This is a genomic window from Paracoccus versutus, assembly GCF_000763885.1.
In the GTDB taxonomy this organism is placed as follows: domain Bacteria; phylum Pseudomonadota; class Alphaproteobacteria; order Rhodobacterales; family Rhodobacteraceae; genus Paracoccus; species Paracoccus versutus.
This window is the reverse complement of record NZ_JRKO01000019.1, coordinates 76,606-98,325: the sequence shown is the minus strand read 5'-3', so window position 1 is coordinate 98,325 and position 21,720 is coordinate 76,606. Positions and strand designations below refer to the sequence as shown.

General features: G+C 70.6%; 11 protein-coding genes. 2 read left to right on the top strand and 9 right to left on the bottom strand.

Annotated elements, in window-relative coordinates; all coding sequences use genetic code 11:
- From IT40_RS10555 to IT40_RS10540, 4 genes are all read right to left on the bottom strand, one after another.
- The coding region (locus tag IT40_RS10555) for a MupA/Atu3671 family FMN-dependent luciferase-like monooxygenase (protein WP_036754295.1) at nt 1–4,383 on the bottom strand (4,383 nt) is incomplete at its 3' end.
- Nucleotides 4,380–5,372, bottom strand: a complete 993-nt coding sequence (locus IT40_RS10550; protein WP_036754293.1) for a glycosyltransferase family 2 protein — start codon at nt 5,370–5,372, stop codon at nt 4,380–4,382. The genes IT40_RS10555 and IT40_RS10550, both read right to left, overlap by 4 nt.
- 2 nt (nt 5,373–5,374) lie before the next feature.
- On the bottom strand, nt 5,375–11,668 hold the full coding sequence (locus IT40_RS10545; RefSeq protein ID WP_036754290.1) for a type I polyketide synthase: 6,294 nt from the start codon (nt 11,666–11,668) through the stop codon (nt 5,375–5,377).
- A gap of 99 nt (nt 11,669–11,767) precedes the next feature.
- Complete coding sequence (locus tag IT40_RS10540; protein WP_036754287.1) at nt 11,768–13,192, bottom strand: hypothetical protein; 1,425 nt, start codon at nt 13,190–13,192, stop codon at nt 11,768–11,770.
- Between the two features lie 108 nt (nt 13,193–13,300).
- Between IT40_RS10540 and IT40_RS10535 the strand changes: the two genes are divergently transcribed.
- On the top strand, nt 13,301–14,065 hold the full coding sequence (locus IT40_RS10535) for a WecB/TagA/CpsF family glycosyltransferase (protein ID WP_036754286.1): 765 nt from the start codon (nt 13,301–13,303) through the stop codon (nt 14,063–14,065).
- Between the two features lie 10 nt (nt 14,066–14,075).
- On the opposite strand, the gene IT40_RS10530 is transcribed toward IT40_RS10535, so the two are convergent.
- The 5 genes from IT40_RS10530 to IT40_RS10510 form a co-directional block, all read right to left on the bottom strand.
- On the bottom strand, nt 14,076–15,110 hold the full coding sequence (locus IT40_RS10530) for an ABC transporter ATP-binding protein (protein WP_036754284.1): 1,035 nt from the start codon (nt 15,108–15,110) through the stop codon (nt 14,076–14,078).
- Nucleotides 15,107–15,889 (bottom strand): ABC transporter permease, encoded by a 783-nt coding sequence (locus tag IT40_RS10525; protein ID WP_036754282.1) that lies wholly within the window; start codon nt 15,887–15,889, stop codon nt 15,107–15,109. The genes IT40_RS10530 and IT40_RS10525 overlap by 4 nt, the downstream gene beginning before the upstream one ends.
- Nucleotides 15,886–16,734 (bottom strand): ABC transporter permease, encoded by an 849-nt coding sequence (locus IT40_RS10520; protein WP_036754280.1) that lies wholly within the window; start codon nt 16,732–16,734, stop codon nt 15,886–15,888. Before IT40_RS10520 ends, IT40_RS10525 begins: the two co-directional genes overlap by 4 nt.
- Before the next feature lie 53 nt (nt 16,735–16,787).
- The gene (locus tag IT40_RS10515) at nt 16,788–17,894 is read right to left on the bottom strand and encodes an ABC transporter substrate-binding protein (protein ID WP_036754279.1); all 1,107 of its coding nucleotides are present in this window, start codon (nt 17,892–17,894) and stop codon (nt 16,788–16,790) included.
- A gap of 126 nt (nt 17,895–18,020) precedes the next feature.
- The gene (locus IT40_RS10510) at nt 18,021–18,860 is read right to left on the bottom strand and encodes a 2-keto-4-pentenoate hydratase (RefSeq protein WP_036754277.1); all 840 of its coding nucleotides are present in this window, start codon (nt 18,858–18,860) and stop codon (nt 18,021–18,023) included.
- Between the two features lie 156 nt (nt 18,861–19,016).
- Here IT40_RS10510 and mutS point away from each other — a divergent pair, with 156 nt between their 5' ends.
- Nucleotides 19,017–21,653 (top strand): DNA mismatch repair protein MutS, encoded by a 2,637-nt coding sequence (gene mutS, locus IT40_RS10505; RefSeq protein ID WP_036754275.1) that lies wholly within the window; start codon nt 19,017–19,019, stop codon nt 21,651–21,653.
- Nucleotides 21,654–21,720 lie beyond the last annotated feature (67 nt).

Below are 21,720 nucleotides of genomic sequence, written 5' to 3'. Positions count from 1 at the left end.
CCCCCGCGGGAAGCCCCCGCGGAGAGAAAAGAATGTGCCGCGGGGCCCGTTCCCCCCCCCCCCCGCCCCCCGGCCCCACGGCGCCTGCCCCGCCGGCGCCAGTCCCTGGGGGGGGGGGGCGCTGGGGGCGCCGGCCGCGGGGGGGGGGGCGGCCCGGTGGGCCGCCGCGGGCGCCCCCCCCGCCGGAGCCTGCGCGACGGCCCCCGGCACCGGCAGATGCTTGCGGTCGATCTTGCGGTTCGGCGTCAGCGGCATCTTCTCAAGCCGCAGGATCCGCCCCGGCACCATATGCGCCGGCAAATGCGCAAGCAGAGCCTCGCGCAGCGCCTTTTCGCACAGTTCGGCCGCGCCGGTGACATAGGCCACCAGCCGCTTGTCGCCGGGCACGTCCTCGCGCACCAGCGCCACCGCCTCGCGCACGCCGGGCAGGCTGGCCAGCTGCGCCTCGATCTCGCCCAGCTCGATGCGGAAGCCGCGCAGCTTCACCTGGTGGTCGGCCCGGCCGATATAGTCCAGCCCGCCGTCCTCGCGCCAGCGCACCAGGTCGCCGGTGCGATAGATGCGTGCGCCCCAAGGCGCGGCGCGATCCGCCGGCACGAAGGGATCGGGGCGAAAGGCCGCCGCGGTCAGATCCTCGCGCCGCCAATAGCCGCGGGTCACGCCATGGCCGCCGATCCACAGCTCGCCCTGCGCGCCGGGGGGCACCGGCACGCCGTCGCCGTCCAGCACATAGACCTGGGTATTGGCGATCGGCCGGCCCAGCGTCACCGCGCCGCCGTCGCTCAGGTCGGCCACCGTGGACCAGATCGTCGTCTCGGTCGGGCCATACATGTTCAACACCCGCGCCCGCGTCGCCGCCTTGATCTCGGCCAGCAGCGAGGGCGGCAGCGCCTCGCCGCCCACCATCACGCATGTCAGCCCGGCCATGGCCGCCGCCACCTGCGGGTCCGAAACCAGGATGCGCGCCATGCTGGGGGTGCATTGCAGATGCGTCACGTTCCAGCGCCGGATCTGCGCCGCGATCGAGAAATCGCCCTCCTCGGGTTCGGCGCCATGCGGGTTCACCTCGGCCCGCAGCCGCGCCAGCAGCGGAAAGCCGGCCATCACCTGCTCGGGCGCGATGCCATAGTCGATCAGGCAGGCGATCTCGCCCACGCCGATGGCCTTCAGCTGCTCGACCCGCGCGATCCCATCCTCGAGGGAGCCGAACAGGCCCGAATCCTCGAAATAGCGCAGGAAGGCGAATTCCAGGATGCCGTCCAGCTCTTCCTCGCTGAGCGAGCCCAGGTCGATGGCCATCGGGTTGGTCATGCCCGCCGGGCGACGGAAGGCCGGGAAGTCCCAGGCATATTGCTTGACCAGCGCCGCGGCGCTCTTCAGGTAGTTCTTCATCGGCTCGCGGGCGATCTCGCGCGCCGTCTCGCGATCCTCGGCCAGGCAGGTATGCAGCATCAGCGTGACGGTGAAGCGCGCCGGATCATGGCCGGCCTCGCGCAGCGCGGCGTGGTAATCCTTGATGCGGCTTTCCACCGTGTCGATGCTTTGCCCCAGCAGGTGGGTCAGCACGTTCATGCCCAGTCGCCCGGCCTCGATCCAGGTTTCCGGGTTGCCGGCGACGGTCAACCACAGCGGCAGTTCCCTTTGCACCGGGCGCGGCTGCGTCACCACGCCGAACATGCTGCCGTCCTTGCGCGGGAACTCGACCGCCTCGCCGCGCCACAGCCGGCGCAACTGCTCGACGCCCTGGGCCAGCGCCGCCTTGTTGTTCGGCGGCGCGTTTTCCGGGCGCAGCACGAAATCGTCCGGCTGCCAGCCCGAGGCGATGGCCAGCCCCGCCCGCCCCGAGGTCAGGTTGTCGATCACCGCCCATTCCTCGGCCACGCGGGCCGGGTGGTGCAGCGGCAGCACGCAGCTGCCGGCGCGCACCGAGATGTTCTTCGTCACCGCCGCCACCGCCGCGCCCGAAACCGCCGGGTTCGGATAGGGACCGCCGAAGGCGTGGAAATGCCGTTCCGGCGTATAGACCGCGACGAAACCGTTCTGGTCGGCAAAGCGCGCGCCCTCCAGCAGCAGCTGGTATTTCTTCGGCCCCGGCCCGTCGTCGTTGCCCCAATAGAACAGGCTGAAATCCATGCCGCCCGAAACCTCGCGCCGCGGCTGGGCGGGGACCGAGGACACCGCCAGCCGCGATTCCTCGCCCGCGATCACCAGCCGAAGGCCGCGCGCCAGCGACCAGAAGATCTCCAGCACCGAGATGTCGAAGGACAGGCTCGTGACCGCCAACCAGGCATCGCCCGGCCGGTGCGGGATCACCGCGTCCATGCCGGCGAAGAAATTGGCGACGTTGCGATGCTCGACCATCACCCCCTTGGGCCGGCCGGTCGAGCCCGAGGTATAGATCAGATAGGCCAGGTTCTGCGGCCCGACGGCGCTGACCGGCGCCGCCACCAGCCCATGCGGCAGGTCGGTCGGGATGCCCACCACCTGCGCGCCATGCGCCGGCAGCCGGTCGGCCAGCCCGTCCTGCACCAGCACCACCCCGGCGCCGCTGTCCTGGATGTAAAGCTCGATGCGGTCGGCGGGATAGTCCGGGTCCAGGGGCACATAGGCGCCGCCCGCCTTCCAGATCGCCAGCGCGCCGATCACCAGCTCGGGCGAGCGGCGGGCGAACAGCCCGACCGGCTGGTCCGGGCCCACGCCCATCGCCACCAGCTTCGCCGCCAGCGCATTGGCGGCCCGGTCAAGCTGGCCGCGGGTCAGGGTGCGATCCTCGAAGGCCAGCGCCACGGCATCCGGGTCGGCCGCGGCCGTCTCGGCGATCAGCCCGTGGATGCAGGCCAGCCGCACCTCGGCCTGGGTGGCGTTGCGGGCGACCAGCAGCGCCTCGCGCTCATCCGCGTCCATCAGGGGGATGTCGCGCAGCGTGGTGGAGCCGGGCAGCGCCAGGCCGCCGTCCAGCGCGCGGGCCAGCCGCTGCGCCTGCGCGGGCGTGACGCGGGCCGGATCATGGTCCAGCCAGGCGCCGGTTTCGGTCAGGGTCACGCACAGCGCCGCATCCCGGACCCGGCCGCGGGCATCCAGGCTGAGCGCCAGGTCCGGCGTGGCCATGTCGCGCAGTTCGGGCGCGCGGTGCAGCAGGTCGGCCATGAAGAAGCCGCGCCTGGCCTGTTCGGCGATCTGCGCCGCCAGCGCCTGTCCCAGATCGGCCAGCGTCCGCTCGCCCGGCGCCTCGACCGCCAGAGGCTGCCAGTCGGCGACGATCCCGGCCGCCTCGGGCTGGGCCGCGGGCCGCAGGGCCAGGTCGAAGGCGGCCTGCCCCGCCAGCCGCGCCATCAGCGAGGCGGCCAGCGCGATCCGCGCGGGCCCCGCGCCGGGCATCAGCTGCACGCGCTGGCTGGAACCGGAGCCCTCGCCCGGCAGCACCGCCGGGTTCATCCGCGCCAGCCGCGCGCGCCAGAAGCCGTCATGCTTCGCCGCCTGCCCGGCCAGGTCGGTCAGCCGCGCGGCCTCCTCGCTGGAAAGCGGCGGGATCACCGTGCCCACCGGGGGCAAGTCGCCGGCAAAGCGCAGCCGCACCGCCGCGTCCGCCGCCGCGATCAGCGCCGAGGCGCCGTCATGGGACAGCACCGTGCCGGGCGGGGCCACGGCGGGCTCGATGCCCTCGAAACCCGCGACCAGCAGCACGCGGTCGGCCAGCCGGACCTTGGGCATGGCCAGCGGGTTCCAGTAGCCGCCATGGTCAAGGCCGCGCACCAGCGCGCCGATGCGCGCCGCGGCAGCCGTGAAGTCCAGCACCGCCGCCGCCTCGGGGCGCTTGTCGCGGCCGACATAGGTCCGCTGCGACAGATCCTGGCGCTGCCGCTGCGGGCCGGCGCCCTCGAGCTGCGCCACCACATCGGCAAAGCTTTCGGCCCCGCGGGCAAAGCAGCGCGCGTTCAGCGTCAGCGCGGTGTCGTCCTCGCGGATCTCGAACAGGCGCTGGGTCAGGATGTCGCCCTCATCCACGCCGCCCTCGATCATGTGCCAGGTGACGCCGTGCTGCGGCTCGGCCCCGATGATCGCCCAGACCGGGGCGTTCAGCCCCGCCAGCCGGGGCAGCGGCCCGTCGTGGAAGTTGATCGCGCCCAGCCGGCCGCGCGCCAGCATCTCGGGTCGCAGGATCGACAGGTTGGCGACGCTGAACAGCCAGTCGGCCGCGGGCGCATCGGCGGGCAGCGGCGCGTCCTGGTCCTCGACCGCCAGCCCGGCGCCCTGCGCCCAGTCGCGCAGGTCGGGATTGCGCGTCACCACGGCATTGATGCGATGCCCGCGCGCCAGCAGCGTCTCGGCCGCGTGGCGCAGCAAGGATTCGTTACCCACCAGAATCGCGGAAAATTGCGTCATGGCTTACCCTTTTCAACATGAACGGGCTTTGGTTGCGGGCGAAAGGCGTGGCGCGTCAGCTGCGCCAGATGGCCCGGCGGCCCATCCGGCTTGCGCCCCGACATAAGGCAGCGCAGGCGGAACACCCCCGCGCCCCCCAGATGGGCGACCGTGGCCCAAAGCGCACCCAGCCGCCCATGATGTTTCTCGAAATAGCGCCGCCGCGAATCGTACCAGTAATCCGGCGCGCGCTTCCATTCCTTCATGCCGGTGCTGACCGATCCGATATGCAGCACCAGGCTTTCGACGACGTAATGCGTCTGCCAGCCAGCCCGCGCCGCGCGACGGCACAGGTCGGTTTCCTCGTAGTAAAGAAAGAACCCCTCGTCGAAGAGCCCGATGCGCTCCAGCACCTCCATGCGGATCATCATCGAGGCCCCCGCCGACCAGTCCACCCGTCCCGAGACCTGGGGCTGGGGCAGCGAGACGACCTTGCGGCTGAGCAGGCGCGAGATCGGCCCGGTGCGGCTCATCGATTCGAACTCGCCCAATGCCGAGGGAAAGCGAAAGGCGGTGCTGTGCGGCATGTCGTCGGTGCCGCGCAGCCGCGAGCAGGCGATCCCGACCCGCGGATGCGCGCCCAGGTAATCGACCAGCGCCCGGATCGCACCGGGCTGCGGGATGGCGTCCGAATTGAGCAGATAGACCAGGTCGGCGCGGCGCCCGTCCGGCAGGCCCCGGCGGATGCCATGGTTGTTGCCGGCGCCAAAGCCGCCGTTCCAGCCCGATTGCACCACCGCGACGCGATCCGAAGGCCAGCCGCGCGCCTGCACGCCCGCCTGCATCGCCTCGTAGCTGCCGTCCCCGGAATCGTTGTCCACGATGGTCAACCCGCCGTCGATGCCCTGCATTTCGCGCAATGCGGCCTCGGCGGCCTGCAAGGACATCTCTGGCGTGCGCCAGTTCAGCACGATGACATGAACGCTGGGCGGGGCTGCATCGGGGTCCATGGTCACTCTGCCGCCTTGATCCTTGCCGGGGCGTCCGCATCGGCATCGCGCAGGATCTCGCGCAGGACCGAGGCAAGGCGGCGCACGTTCGGCTCCAGCACCATGGAATCGTGGTCGCCCGGCACCTCGATCACCCGCAGGTCGGGCATCCAGGGCGTCCAGCCGTTATCCTCGACCACATAGTCGCGGCCGGAATTGATCCAGCGCCCGCCCGTCACCTTCCAGCGCTTGTCGAGCGGCGGGCGGAACATCGCCACCGGCCCGTCCCAGACCGAAAGCCGCATCCGGGGCAGCGCCGCCAGGAAGGCCGCCTCGATGGCCAGGTCGTGGAAGGCGCCGGTCGCCTCGGCGCCGACCTCGGCCTCGACCGCCTTGGCCTTGCTGCGGCGCTGGAATTCATAGGCCACGCGGTCGCGCAGCCATTTCCAGACGAAGCCCGCGCCCCCCTCGCGCAATTCGCCCAGGCGGATCATCAGCCGGTCCTTGCGGCCGACCGGCTCGCGCAGCGGCAGGGGCGTGTCGAGCATGACCAGCATTGCCACCTCCTCGCCCGCCGCGCGCAACTGCCGCGCCATCTCATAGGCGGTCAGCCCACCGCCCGAGAAGCCGCCGATCAGATAGGGGCCGGTCGGCTGCACCTGGCGCAGCTCCGCGATATAGTCGCGGGCGGCCTCGGCGAAATCCTCATGCGGCTTGTCGTCGCCCAGCAGGCCGCGCGCCTGGATGCCCCAGAAGCGGCGATCCGGCCCCAGCCGCTGCGCCAGCTGGCGCAGGTTCATGATATTGCCGAACATGCCGGCGACCATGAAGAAGGGCGTGCCCTCGCCCCGCCCGCCCATGTCGACCAGGAAACGGAACCGCGGCCGGGCCGCGACCGGCAATTCGCGCACGTTGTCGGGCGAGACCAGCTCGCGCGGGCCGGTGCGTTCCTCGACCAGCGCGGCCAGCTGCGCGATGGTCGGCGCCTCGAACAGGGTCGAGATCGGCAGGTCGACGCCGAAGGCCTTGCGCAGTTGGCCGAACATGCGCACCGCGATCAGCGAATGCCCGCCCAGGTCGAAGAAGCTGTCCGCCGCGCCGACCTGGGCAATGCCCAGCAGCCCGGACCAGATCGCCGCCAGTTCCGCCTGGATGCCCGGCGCCGGGGCGACGAAATCGCTGTCGAGGTCGGGACGCTCGAACCCGCCCTCGGCGGGCGCGGCATCCTCGACCACCCCCGCCTCGGCGATCAGCGCCGGCAGGTCCAGCGACGAGACATAGACCTGAGAAAGCCCGGTCGAGATCGCCCGGCTCAGCATCGCAGGCCCGATGGCGGCCGGGATGCCCTGGCTGATGTTGTGCTGCAAGCGGCGCTCGGCCGGGGACAGGCTGCGGGGCGGCTGGCTGCGCGCGGGCGTGGCGGCGATGGCCGCCGCCAGCTTGCGCAGGGCAAAGCCGCGGATCTCGGCGACGACCGTGCCGTCCAGCGCGGCCAGGGTGATGTCGAATTGCGCCATGCCCTGCGCATCGGTGTTTTCGCCCGCATTGCGGATGCGGCTGACCACCTGCGCCGGCAAGGGCGCGTAAAGCCGGATCGCGCCATAGCCCATCGGCACCCACAGGTTCTCGGGCGTCCAGCCCTTGATCAGCTGCATGGCCCAGCCGGTCGCGATGTCCATCAGCGCCGGATGCGCCAGCCATTCCCCGGCCTCGGCGGCGTATTCGGGCGCAAGCGACAGCTCCGCCACGCCCTCGTCGCCGGTGACGCGATAGCGGCGCAGCACCTGCCAGCGCGGGCCGAACGCCATCCGGCCTTCCTGCGCCGAAGGCAGCGCCGCGCCCTGCCCGTCCCGGTCCCATGGCCCGCCGCCGGCCAGCGGCTCGGGCGCCGGTTCCTGCAAGCCCGCGACCAGGGCCGAGACATTCGGCTCGCCCTGCGGATCGTCGAGGATCTCGATGCGCATGGCATCGCCCTCGGGCGAAACGCGGGTGCTGACCAGCGCGGTGTCGGAAACCAGCACCGGGCGGCGGAATTCCAGGTCGCGGATCGCCAGCGGCAGGCTCAGCCCGCATTCCAGCGCCGCCTCGGCCACCAGTTCGATCCAGCCGGTGCCGGGCATCAGCGCCTGGCCCTGGGCGGTCTTGTGGCCGCCGATGATCCAGTCCTGCATCTTCAGCGCGGTGCGGAACTCGCGCCCGCCCGGCATGGGCAGGCTTTCGTCCAGCAGCGGCCGCCCTTGCGGCACCGCCACGGCCGAGGCCGTGTCCAGCCCCATCGCCCGCGCCGCCATGCCGGCATCGGCCCAGACGCCCCAGTTGACCGCGACAACCCGGCCCAGCGCCTGCGGTGCCGAGCGCGCCACCGCGTTCAGGTATTCGTTGGCGGCGACGTAATCCGCCTGCCCCGCCGGCGCGATCGCCGAGGAGGTCGAGGAGAACAGCACCGTCAGCTTCGCGGGATTTTCCGCCAGCGCCTCGATCAGCGCGCGGGTGCCCAGCAGCTTCGGCGCCAGCACGTCCCAGGCCTCGTCGTCGGTCTTGGCCGCGATCAGGCTGTCGCGGATCACGCCCGCGGCATGCAGCACCACGTCCAGGCTGCCGAAGCGCGCCCGCGTCTCGGCCACGGCGCGGGCCATGTCCTCGGGGCTGGTCACGTCGGCGCGGATCGCCAGCACCTCGGCGCCCAGCGATTCCAGTTGCCGGACCGAGGCCATGACGGCGGGCGAATCCACCCGGCCGCGCGTGGTCAGCGCCAGTTTCGCGCCGCCGCGCTGCGCCAGTTCGCGCGCGATGGCCTGGCCGATGCCGCCGAAGCCGCCGGTGATCAGGCAGGCCGCGCCCTGCGGGATGGCGGCCATGCCGTCATCCTCCAGCGCCACCCGCTCCAGGCTTTGTTCGAACCGCCGCCCGTCGCGCCATGCGGCGACGGCAGCGCCCGAGGGGGCCAGCGCCTCTTCCAGCAGGTTGGCGGCCAGCGCGTCCAGGCCCTTCGCCGGCAGGCGGATGTCCACCAGGCGGGCGCGGATATTCGGCATCTCATGCGGCATGACGCGGATCGGCCCGGCGGCGGTGGCCTTTTCCGGCACCGGGGCGGGTTCGTCCGCGACGCGCAGCGCGTCGTTGCAGATGGCGATCAGGTCCAGCTTTGCATCCGGCAGCTCGGCGCCGATGGCCTGGGCCAGGTGCAGCAGGCCGAAGAAGCCGCGCTCCAGCTGGCTGTTGAGCAGGCTGGAGCCGGGGCGGAACTTAGCCCCCTGCGTCACCGACCACAGGTGCAGGATGCGGTCGGGCACCATGTCCTGCCCGGCCAGCGCGGCCAGCAGCATCTCATAGCCCTCGCGGTCGGATTCGACCGGCAGCAGGAAACGGCCGTCGCCGCCCGCAACCGTCTTGTCGGCAAAGGTATCGCCCACCTCGACCACGGCGACGCGCTGGCCGCGGGCGCGCAGCGCCTCGGTCAGGCGCGCGGCAAGGCCCAGCTCGTCGGCAAAGACCAGCCAGGTCCGCGCGCCCTGCGCCACCGGCCCCTGCGGCCCGATCTCGATATTCGGCGAGGCGAGTTTCCACGCCGGACGCCAGCCCCAATCGGCGGGCGCGTCGATCCGGGCCAGTTCCGAGGCCGCCTCGGTCGCGGCATGGGTGGCGCGTTCGATGAAATAGCGCTTGCGCTGGAAGGCATAGCCCGGCAGCGACAGGCGCTGGCGCCGCGCGCCGCCCCAGACCTGGTCCCAGTCGATCTGCCCGCCGCAGGCCCAGAACCGCGCCAGGGCGCCCATGAAATAGCTGTCGTCGCTGGTCGCATGGTCACGGTGGCGCAGCGTGGAAATCACCTGGTTGGCGGCGACCGCCGGATGCGCCTTGGCCATGGCCTGCATGGCGCGGCCCGGCCCGACCTCGACGAACACCCGCCCCGGCACCTGCGCCAGATGGGCGATGCCATCGGCAAAGCGCACCGTGCCGCGCAGATGCGCGACCCAATAGTCGGGGCTGGTCGCCTCGGCCGCGGTCAAGGGCTGGCCCGAGCGGTTCGAGATGATCGGGATCTGCGGCGCATTCAGCGGGATCGAGGCGAGATAGGCGCGGAATTCGGCCAGGATCCCGTCGAGCAGCCGCGAATGCGCCGCGATCGAGATGGCGATGCGCTGGCATTCCACCTCGCGCGCCGCCATGCGCTCGGCAAAGCGGTCCAGCGCGGCATCGGGGCCCGAGACCACCGACAGGCCCGGCCCGTTCACCGCCGCCAGGTCCAGCCCCAGCTCGGCCAGCTCGGCCGCGAAATCCTCGGGCGCCAGCGGCACCGATAGCATGCCGCCCGCCGGCACCCGGTCGAACAGCAGGCCGCGCAGGCGCACCAGGCCGATGCAATCCTCGAAGCTCATCACCCCGGCGATGCAGGCGGCGGTATTCTCGCCCATGGAATGGCCGATCAGCGCGGCGGGGGTCACGCCCCAGCTGATCCACAGCTGCGCCAGCGCATATTCGGTGATCATCAGCAGCGGCAGCTGCAGCGAGGGCTGCAGGAGCCGCCGGTCCGCCTCGGCCTCGGCCCCCGGCTGGGGCAGCCACAGCGCGCGCAGGTCGGCGCCATGCGCGGCCGCCATGTGGTCGAGGCCGCGGTCCATCCATTCGCGGAACACCGGCTCGGTTTCGTAAAGCCCGCGCGCCATGCCGGCATATTGCGCACCGCCGCCGGGCAGCATGAACACCGCCTCGGCCGGGTCGCCGGCTTGCTGGTGGTCGAAGACCAGCAGCGGGTCGGGATCGGCCAGAAGCCGCGCCGCCTCGGCCGCATCATGCGCGACCAGCACGCGCCGGCGGTCGAACTGCCGCCGGCCCTGCGTCAGGGTAAAGGACAGATCGGCCATGTCCACGGCCGGGTTGGTCGCCAGCCAACCCGCCAGCGCGGCCGAATTGGCGTCCAGCGCCGCCTTGCTGCGGCCCGAGACGGCGATGATGTGGAACGGCCAGTCGGATTCCCCCGACGCCTCGGCCAGGGGCGGCTCTTGCACGATCACATGCGCATTGGTACCGCCGACGCCCAGCGAGTTCACCCCGGCACGGCGCGGCCCCGGCACCGGCCAGTCCGACAGCCGGTCGTTGACCTGGAACGGCCCGCCCTCGAAGTCGATGGCGGGGTTCGGCGCCTCGTAGCCAAGGCTGGCCGGGAGCTGCCCGTGATGCACCGCCAGGGCCGACTTGATCAGCCCGGCGCTGCCGGCGGCGGTGTCGAGATGGCCGATATTGGTCTTGACCGAGCCGATGCGGCACGGCCCCTGCCGCGTGCCGTCCGAAACCCGCGCATAGGCCTGGTTCAGCGCCGCGACCTCGATCGGGTCGCCCAGCGCAGTGCCGGTGCCGTGGCATTCGACATAGCCGATGCTGTCCGAGGAAACCCCGGCCATGACCAGCGCCTCGGCCACCGCCTGCGCCTGGCCCTCGACGCTGGGGGCCAGGTAGCCGGCCTTGGCCGCGCCGTCGTTGTTGATGGCCGAGCCCTTGATGACCGCCCAGATATGGTCGCCATCGGCCAGCGCGTCGCGCAGCCGGCGCAGCGTCACCACCGCCGCGCCGCTGCCGAAGACGGTGCCCTGCGCGCGATGGTCGAAGGCATGGCAATGGCCGTCGGGCGACAGGATCTCGTTTTCCTTGTAGAGATAGCCAAGGCCATGCGGCAGCTCGATGGTCACGCCGCCGGCCAGCGCCATGTCGCATTCGCCCGAGTTCAGCGACTGGCAGGCCATGTGGATCGCCACCAGCGAACTGGAACAGGCGGTCTGCACGCTGATGCTGGGCCCCTTGAGGTCGAAGACATGGCTGACGCGGGTGGACAGGAAATCCTTGTCGTTGCCGGTATGGCGCAGCAGGAAATGACCCACGCCATCGACCAGGTCGCGGTTCGAGCAGACGTTCCAGTAGTAATAGCTGCCCATGCCGCAGCCGGCCCAGACGCCGATATTGCCGGCGAAACGCTCGGGCGGATGCGCCGCATCCTCCAGCGCGTGCCAGCAGGTTTCCAGGAACTTGCGGTGCTGCGGGTCCATGATCGCCGCTTCCTTGGGCGAAAGCCCGAAGAACTCGGCGTCGAACTCGTCGAACTGCTCCAGCACGGCGGCCGAGGGGACGTAGTTCGGGTCCGACAGCCGCGCCCGCGACTCGCCCCGCGCGATCAGCTCGGCCTCGGGGATGCGGCGGATCGCCTCGACGCCCCGGCACAGGTTGTCCCAGTATTCGGCGATCCCCGCGGCCCCCGGCAACTGGGCGGCCATGCCGATGATAGCGATATCACCGTCTTCGACGGCGGGTTTGTCAAAGGCCATGCGGTGCCTCATTGAACTCGTGGAATGCCCCTGTGGGCAGCAATGACTTAACAACTGGCGCGCGTATCCGGCATAGCGAATCCCGCGCTTCGGACCAACCTATAAAACCGTCCGCAGGCCTGCCTTTTTAGGCAGAATCCGCTGGACCGCCGGCAGATCAGCCGACTCGCCCGCGCCCTGCCGCAGCCGGCGGGCATTGCCCAGCAGCGCCCCGGCGGTCAGCCAGGTCAGCGGCGTCAGGGTCGCATTCGGGATCAGGTCCAGCATGTTCATCGCCAGCATCAGCGAGATCGCGCCAAGCACCACCATCTCGGCCTTGCGCGGCGGATACCGGCCGCCCGGCATCGCCCGCAGCAGCGCCAGGATCGGCGTCAGCAGCAGCAGGAACTGCGCCAGGTAGCCGAAGATGCCCCGCGCCCCGATCAGGATCACCCATTGCCCGTCCGGGACCGAGGTCAGCCGGCCGTTATAGGGATCGTAGAACAGCGACCGCCCCCAGCCGCCCCAGCCGAAGGCCGGCCGCTCCATCGCGCGCTCCAGCAGTTCCTCTTCGTTCATCAGCCGGAACTCAAGCGAGCGCCCCCGCTCGGGCGAGATGGACATGGCCAGGTTGACGATGCCCTGCAGCGGCATCCACGGGGTGGTGCGCAGCGTCGGATAAGAGACGGCGGCGGTGGCCACCAGCGCCGCCACCAGCACCATCATGCGCGGCCGCGCAAAGGCCACCAGCGGCGCCGCCATCAGCGATTGCACCAGCGCCCCCGCCGATTTGCACAGAAAGACGATGCAGGCCAGGTAGACCGCGATCAGGATGTTGCGCCGCGTCGGCTCGTTGCGGGCAAAGGCGATGGCGGCCAGGAAGGCGGTCATCGTCATCAGCGCCACCCACAGCGGATGCTCCAGGAAGACGATGGGGCGATAGCCGCCATAGCGGATGGTCTGGACGAAATCGTGCTGGAAATAGCCATAGACCCAGACGTTGATCTGCGGGCTCATCCGCAGTTCGATCAGCATGGGAACGGTATAGCACAGGACGCCCAGCAGCAGGCTGCGCGCCCATAGCTGGGCGCCCCTGGCATTCCACAACAGCTTGTAGCCCAGGAAGAAGGGCAGCAGCAGCAGCGTCTGCACGATCAGGTCGGCCACGCCCTGGCTGATCGACATGGCCGGCCGATAGTTGACGCCGTCGATCAGCGGATCGGGATTGGTCAGCGCCGACAGGATGGGCGCGGCGAAGTTCATCGCCAGAAGCAGCATCACCCAGGGCCCCATGGGCGGCGGCGCGGGCTCGTTGCGGGCGCGCTCCTTGGTGACGAAATAGACCATGATGGCGGCGGCCAGCGCCGGGACCATGTGCTTGTTCAGGCCGGGAAAGGCGGGCACGTCGATCTCGACCAGCTGCGGCAGCAGCAGGTAGCCGGCAAAGATCGACCAGATCATCGCCTGCGCCCGCTCCATGCGCTGGAACAGCACCGCCACCACCACCGGCCAGGTCACCAGCACCATGAAGGCCAATATGGGCATGGCCCGACTCCCGTCCCCGCCTTGTCGACCGGCGGTGCGAAGGACGTTGCAATCCCCTCGCCGCCAACACATCCTGCCGTCGATTCCGGCCGGACCCGAGGGCTTATCATGCATTTCAGCTTTCCCGACGGCAATGCCGTCCGCGTCAATTGTCGGGATTCTTCCGCGCTGCTGGCCGCGGTGCGGCAGCGGCTGGCCGAGGGGCGCGGCTTCGCCATCGCCACGATCAACGTGGACCACCTGCAAAGGCTGGGCGAGGACGCCCGCTTTCGCAGCGCCTACGGCGCGCATGACCTGGTCTGCGCCGACGGCAACCCCATCGTCTGGCTGTCGCGCATCGCCGGCCGGCCGGTGGCGCTGGCGCCCGGCTCGGACCTGGTGCTGCCCCTGGCCGCCGAGGCGGTGCGGGCCGGCCTGCCGGTGGCGCTGATCGGCAGCAACGACGAATCGCTGGCGCTGGCCGCGCGCAGCATGCAGGCGGCGGTGCCGGGGCTGCGCGTCGCGCTGACCCATGCGCCGGGCTTTCCCTTCGACCCGACGGGCGAGGAAGCGGACCAGATCATCGCCCGCATCCGCGCCTCGGGCGCCCGGCTGTGCTTCCTGGCGCTCGGCGCCCCGCGGCAAGAGCTTTTCGCCATCCGCGCCCGCGACGCGCTTGGCGATGTGGGCTTCGCCTCGATCGGGGCCGGGCTCGACTTCCTGTCGGGCCACCAGCGCCGGGCGCCGCAATGGGTGCGGCGGATCAAGCTGGAATGGCTGTGGCGGATGCTGTCCAACCCGCGCCGGCTGTTCCTGCGCTATGCCAAGGGCTTCGCCATCCTGCCCGGCCACCTGCGCCGGGCGCTGGCCATCCGCGGCGAAAACCGGAAATAGGCCCGGCCCCTCAGCCCGGCAGGACCAGCCATCCGGCCTGCGCGGCCGCCAGGCGCACCTGCGCGCCGGGCTGGGGCAATGCCACCCCCGGTTCGTTGAAACGGTCCAGCACCACCTCGCGTCCCGCGGCCCGTGCCCGCAGCCGCTGGACCGAGCCCAGGAACTCGACGCCGGTGATCTCGGCCGGGATGCCCTCGGCGGCGATGCGCAGGCTTTCCGGCCGCGCCGCCAGGGTGATGCGGCCGGCGGGCAAGGGGCGGTCCAGCGCGATCTCGGCCCCCTCGACGCGGACGAGGCCGCGGGCCGGGTCCAGCACCTCGGCTTCGAAACGGTTCAGCGTGCCGACGAAGCCGGCCACGAAATCGGTCGCGGGCTGGTTGTAGATCTGCGCCGGCGTGCCGGTCTGGTCGGCGATGCCCTTGTGCATGACCACGATGCGGTCCGAGATCGACAGCGCCTCTTCCTGGTCATGGGTGACGAAGATGGTGGTGATGGCCAGCTGCTGCTGGATCTCGCGGATCTGGTTGCGCAGGCTGACGCGGATCTTGGCGTCCAGCGCCGACAGCGGCTCGTCGAGCAGCAGCACGCGCGGGCGCGGCGCCAGCGCGCGGGCCAGCGCGACGCGCTGCTGCTGGCCGCCCGAAAGCTGCCAGGGATAGCGCCCGCCCAGGTCCGGCAGGCCGATCAGCGCCAGCATCTCGGCCACGCGGCCGGCGCGTTCGGCGCGCGGCACCCCCGCGGTGCGCAGGCCGAAGCCCACGTTCTCGGCCACGGTCAGGTTCGGAAACAGCGCATAGGACTGGAACACCATGCCGATCTGGCGCTGGTTCGGGCGCAGGCGCGTCACGTCCCGCCCGTCGATCACCACCCGGCCCGCCGTCGGCGTCTCGAACCCCGCGACCATGCGCAGCACCGTGGTCTTGCCGCAGCCCGAGGGGCCCAGGAAGGACACGAACTCGCCCTTCTCGACGCCCAGGTCGAAGTCGTGGACCACCCTGGTCGGGCCAAAGGATTTCTGCAGATGGTCGAGGGTCAGGAAGGTCATTTCGCTTGCATCCGTGTGCCGAACAGGCGGGAGATCAGCTGCATCACCCCCATGCAGCCCCAGGTGACGGCAAAGGCGATCACCGCCAGCGCCGCCGGCTCATAGGCGCGGTTCGCGCCCAGGAGCTGCATGTAGGGGCCGAAGGCGGGACGGTTCAGCAGCGCCGCCATGGTGAATTCGCCGATGACGATGGCGAAGGACAGGAAGGCGCCGGACATCACCGCGCCCAGCACGTTGGGCAGGATCAGCCGGACGATGATCCGCGCCCAGCCGGCGCCCAGCGATTGCGCCGCCTCGGTCAGCGAGCGCACGTCCAGCGTGGAAAGCCCGGTATCCACCGCGCGATACATATAGGGCAGCGCCAGCGTGGCATAGCCGCAAAGCAGCAGCAGGTTGGTGCCCGAGGCGGTGCCGGTCAGCGGCAGGATCGAGCTGGTGTTGTAGAGCCGGATATAGCCGAAGACCACGACGATGGCCGGAATGACCAGCGGCAGCAGGGTGATGAACTCGATCACCGGGCGCAGCCGCGGCAGGCGCAGCCGCACCCAATAGGCGGTCGGCACCACGATCAGCACCCCCAGCAGGATGGTCAGAGCCGCCATGGCCACCGAATAGCTGAAGGTGGCGCGGAAATTCGGGTCCGACAGGACCGAACGATAGGCATCCAGCGAATATTCCCCGCGCCGCATCCGCAGCGAGAACTCGATGGTGCCGATCAGCGGCAGCAGGAAATACAGCCCGCCGACGATCAGCGCCGCCCAGGACCAGACCCGCCTCATTGCATCCACCGCTCGGCGCGGGCACGCATGACGACATAGGCGAGGTTCGCCAGTCCGGTGACGACGATCATGCCGAAGGCCATGGCATAGCCCAGGTGCGGGTCTTGCAGCACGTCGCCGCGGATCTGCGCGAACAGCATGATCGGCACGATGGACAGCGACGAGCCGGTCAGCGCATAGGCCGTCGCCACCGCGCCGAAGCTGTTGGCAAAGAGCAGCGCGAAGGTGCCCAGAAGCGACGGGAACAGGATCGGCAGCGCCACCATGCGCCAGTATTGGAAGGTGCTGGCGCCCAAGACCTCGGCCGCCTCGCGCCATTCGCGCTTGAGCCCCTCCAGCGCCGGGGTGATGATCAGGATCATCAGCGGGATCTGGAAGAACAGATAGGTCAGCGTCAGGCCCCAGAACGACAGCAGGTTGAAGCCCATGGCATAGATGTTGATGCCGAACCATTGCCGCAGCAGCATCGTGACCAGCCCCACCCGCCCCAGCGTGGCGATGAAGGCAAAGGCCAGCGGCACGCCGGCGAAATTCGAGGCGACGCCGGAAAAGGTCATCAGCGGCCCCTTGATCCAGCCCGGCACGCCCCCCATCACCACCGCCGCCGCCATGGCAAAGCCGATCAGGCAACCCAGCAGCGCCGAGGCCAGCGAGATCTTGATCGAGATGGCAAAGCTCGACACGATCCGCGGCGAGGCGAGCCCAGCCAGGTTGGCCAGCGTGAACTCGCCCTGCGGGTTCTGGAAGGCGCCGATGACGATGTTCATCGTCGGCAGCACCAGAAACAGCAGCGCGAAGGCGAAAAAGGGCAGGACGCCCAGCCAGTTCCAGCCGATCTGTCTCATTCCGCCTCGCCCGTTCGGGGCGGCCCCGCCGGTGCGGGCGGGGCCGCCGCGCCTTATTCCTGGACCGCCGCGCCGACGGTGGCGTCCCAGCCCTCGGTCACGACCTTCTTGTTGGCCTCCTGCTGCTCCAGCGTCGGGAAGATCGCCTTTTCATAGGCGTCCGCCGGGGGCAGCGCGTCCAGCAGCTCCTGCGGCACCTTGCCGCCCGCAACCAGGTCGTTGAAGCGGATCGGGTGGCAATAGCCTTTCAGCCAGCCCAGCTGGCCCTCGTCCGAATACAGGTATTCCATCCACAGCTTGGCCGCGTTCGGATGCGGCGCATAGGCCGAGATCGCCTGGACATAGACGCCCGCGACCACGCCGTCCTCGGGGATCACCACCTCGACCGGCGGGTTGCCGTTCAGGCCGTCGCGCCAGGACAGCAGGTTGTAGTCCCAGGCGGTGACGATCGGCGTCGCGCCCTGGGCGATGGTCGCCGACTTGCCGATGACGGGGACGAAATTGCCGGCCTTGTTCACCTCGGCCATCAGTTCCATGCCCTTCTGGCCCGAGGCCTCGCCCGGCTCGCCGCCATTCGCGATGCCGGCCGCCATGACCGAGATGATCGCCTGGGCCGAGGCGCGCGGATCGCCCGCCAGCGCAAAGGCGTTGGCGTATTCCGGCTTGGTCAGGTCTTTCCAGCTTTTCGGCGCCGCGTCGATCAGGTCGCTGTTCACGCCAAAGGCCATCACGCCGTAATAATCGCCATACCAATAGCCCTCGGCGTCCTTGGCATCGTCCGGGATCGTGTCCCAGGTCGCGACCTTGTAGGGCTGGATCAGCCCCTCGGCCTTGGCCTGCGGGCCGAAGGACAGGCCCACGTCGATCACGTCGGGCGCCTGCGGGCCCTTGTTGTCCTTGTTGGCGCGGATCGCCTCCAGCTCGTCGGCCGAGCCCGCGTCGGGGTTCAGCTCGTTGACCTGGATCTCGGGGTATTTCGCCTTGAAGCCCTCGATCACGCCGCCATAGTTGCACCAGTCATGCGGCAGGGCGATGGTGGTCAGCATGCCCTCGGCCTTGGCGGCCTCTTCCAGCGCCGCCAGATCCTGCGCCGAGGCGACACCCGCACCCGCCAGCAGGCTCAGCGCGGCCAGCCCCGCCGCGGTCGATTGAATGGTCATTGGTCAACTCCGTTCCAGAACACGCCCCATAGGCGGCTGGATGCCACCTAGCGGCCCCCCGTGACAGTCTTGCGACGGAACTCCCCTGTTGGCAAAGGTTTTTTCCAGCCTACCCTAGCCGCCCGGTCAGGGCACCAGCGCCAGCCCCACCTTCATGGCCCGGCCGCCGATGCGATATTCGGCCTCGATCCGGTGGCCGGGCCGGGCAGGATGCAGGCCGCCCAGCGAGCCCAGCGAGATCACCGAGCCCGGCTTCAGCTCATAGCCGCCCTGCTGGACCAGCCACAGCACCACGTCCAGCGGATGGCCCAGCAGCATCTCGCCCGAACCGGTCGCGACGCTCTTGCCGTCGAGCTTCAGGTTCACCGTCAGCGCCGCCAGGTCGGCGACCGGATCGCGCAGATCCGAAATCGGGATGCCGCGGCCCAGCACGCCGCGCCAAGGCGTCACGCCATAGGCCACCATCAGGGGCCCGGTCGGCATCACGTCCTTTTGCAGCGCCAGGTCGGGCAGCTCGATGAAGGGCCGCACGTCCCGAAGCGCGGCCGCCACCTCTTCGCGGGTGCGGGCCTGCATGATGGCGGAACTGCCCACGGTCACGACCAGGTCGGCCTCGAAGAACGGCTCGCGGCTGCCCGCAAGGCTCAGCCGCGCCCCGTCCGGCAGCAGCATGGGCGCAAACAGCGCGCCCGCCACCGGCTCGGTCACGCCGAAGCGTTCCTGCACCGGCTTCGAGGTGAAGCCGACCTTCACCCCCACCGGGGCGCCCAGTTCGGCCTCCAGCACGCTGCGGAAGCTGGCATAGGCGCAGGCCCCCTCCTCAAGCGTGCGCACCAGGGGGTCGGGCAGGCGCTGGCCGGCGATCCAGCCGCGCGCGGCATTCTGCATCAACGAGACATCCGGGCAGGCCGCGACGGCCACGCCCGCCAATGGCAGCATGATTGCGCCCAGAATCAACGATTTCATCGCCTCGCCCCAAAGACTGTTTTCCGCCAGACGATGCCGCAACAAAAGGCGGCTGTCACCGGGATTCTTGCGTCACCGGCGCAACTTGCCCGCATCCTGTTTGCATCGGCCCGCGCATCCCCTAGAAGAACGGGACCGCAGGCGACAAGGCTGGACATGAGCGACCAACCCACCCCGATGATGGCGCAGTATCTTGCGATCCGCGACGCCAACCCCGGCGCGCTGCTGTTCTATCGCATGGGCGATTTCTACGAGATGTTCTTCGAGGACGCGGTGGCCGCCGCCGCCGCGCTCGACATCGCGCTGACCAAGCGCGGCACGCATCTGGGCGAGCCGATCCCGATGTGCGGCGTGCCGGTCCATGCCGCTGAGTCCTACCTGCTGACGCTGATCCGCAAGGGCTTCCGCGTCGCCATCGCCGAGCAGATGGAAGACCCGGCCGAGGCCAGGAAGCGCGGCTCGAAATCCGTGGTCGCCCGCGACGTGGTCCGCCTGGTCACCCCCGGCACCCTGACCGAGGAATCGCTGCTCGAGGCGCGGCGGCACAATTTCCTGGCCAGCTTCGCCACGGTGCGCGAGGAATCGGCGCTGGCCTGGGTCGATATTTCCACCGGCGCTTTCCGCGTCATGCCCTGCCCGCCGGCGCGGCTGGCCCCCGAACTCGCCCGCCATGCCCCGCGCGAGCTGCTGGCCGCCGAGGGTTCGCGGCTGGACGAGACCGCCGCCGAGGCAGGCGCGGCGCTGACCGAACTGCCGGCGATGAGCTTTGACAGCGCCGCCGGCACGCGCCGGCTCTGCGCGCTGTTCCAGGTCGAGACGCTGGACGGCTTCGGCCAGTTTTCCCGCGCCGAACTGGCCGCCATGGGCGCCATCGCCGACTACCTGGAGCTGACGCAAAAGGGCCGGATGCCGCTGATCCGCCCGCCGGTGCGCGAGGCGCTTGGCGGCGCCATGCAGATCGACGCCGCCACCCGCCGCAACCTGGAACTGACCCAGGCGCTGTCGGGCGGGCGCGAGGGGTCGCTGCTGGCCGCCATCGACCGCACGGTGACGGCGGGGGGCGCGCGGCTCTTGGAACGCCGCATCAGCGCACCATCGCGCGACCTGGGCGAAATCCACGCCCGCCAGGCCGCGGTCGCGCATCTGGTGGACGACCCGCGCCTGACCGCCGACCTGCGCGAGGCGCTGTCGCGCGCCCCCGACATGGACCGGGCGCTGTCGCGGCTGGCGCTGGAGCGGGGCGGGCCGCGCGACCTGGCCGCGATCCGCGCCGGGCTGACGCAGGGCGCGGCCATCGCCGCCATGCTGGGCTGCGACCAGATCGCCGTGCTGGCCGAGGCGGCGCGCGACCTGACCGGCCATGACGCGCTGATCGACCTGCTCGACGAGGCGCTGGTGGCCGAGCCGCCCCTGCTCGCCCGCGACGGTGGCTTCGTTGCGCCGGGCTATGACGACGACCTGGACGAGACCCGCCGCCTGCGCGACGAGGGCCGCGGCGTCATCGCCCGGATGCAGGCCGATTACATCGCCGAGACCGGCGTCCAGAGCCTCAAGATCAAGCACAACAACGTGCTGGGCTATTTCATCGAGACCACCTCGACCCATGCCGAGCGGATGCTGGCCCCGCCGCTGAACGGGCGCTTCATCCACCGCCAGACCACCGCGAACCAGATCCGCTTCACCACGGTCGATCTGTCCGAGCTGGAGACCCGCATCCTCAACGCCCGCGACCGCGCGCTGGAGATCGAGCGCGAGATCTTCGCCCGCCTGGCCCGCGCCGTGCTGGACCAGGCCGGCCCCGTGGGACAAGCGGCCCGCGCCCTGGCCGAGATCGACCTGACCGCCGGTTTCGCCGACCTCGCCTCGGGCGAGGGCTGGGTGCGCCCCGAGGTCGACGCCAGCCGCGCCTTCGTGATCGAGGGCGGCCGGCATCCGGTGGTGGAGCGTGCGCTCAAGCGCAAGGGCGAGGCTTTCGTCGCCAACGACTGCGCCCTGACCGAGGGCGAAACCCCGGCGATCTGGCTGCTCACCGGGCCGAACATGGCCGGCAAATCGACCTTCCTGCGCCAGAACGCGCTGATCGCCATCCTGGCGCAGGCCGGGGGCTTCGTGCCCGCCCGCCGCGCCCATATCGGGCTGGTCAGCCAGCTCTTCAGCCGGGTCGGCGCGGCGGACGACCTGGCGCGCGGGCGGTCCACCTTCATGGTCGAGATGGTCGAGACCGCGGCGATCCTGAACCAGGCCGACGACCACGCGCTGGTGATCCTGGACGAGATCGGCCGCGGCACCGCGACCTGGGACGGGCTTTCCATCGCCTGGGCGGTGATGGAGCATCTGCACGCCACCAACCGCTGCCGCGCGCTCTTCGCCACGCATTACCACGAGATGACCAGCCTGTCGGCCCGCCTGCCCGGCGTCGAGAACGCCACCGTCGCCGTGCGCGAATGGGAGGGCGAGGTGATCTTCCTGCACGAGGTCAGGAAGGGCGCCGCCGACCGCTCCTATGGCGTGCAGGTGGCGCGGCTGGCGGGGCTGCCGCCCGCGGTGGTCGAGCGCGCCCGCGACATCCTGCACCAACTGGAAAGCGGCGAACGGCAGGGCACCGGCAAGCCCGCCGCGCTGCTCGACGACCTGCCGCTGTTCCGCGCCGCCCCCGCGCCGGCGCCCGCGGCCAAGGCCGAGCCCTCGGCGGTCGAGGACCGCCTGCGCGGCCTCAACCCCGACATGATCAGCGCGCGCGAAGCGCTGGACCTGGTCTATGAGCTGCGCGGGATGCTGGAGGGCGAGGCGTAAACGGCGGGGGCCGGACCGGCGGGCCCGATCCGCTTCCTCGGATTTTCCCGACCGGGCCGGTGCCGGT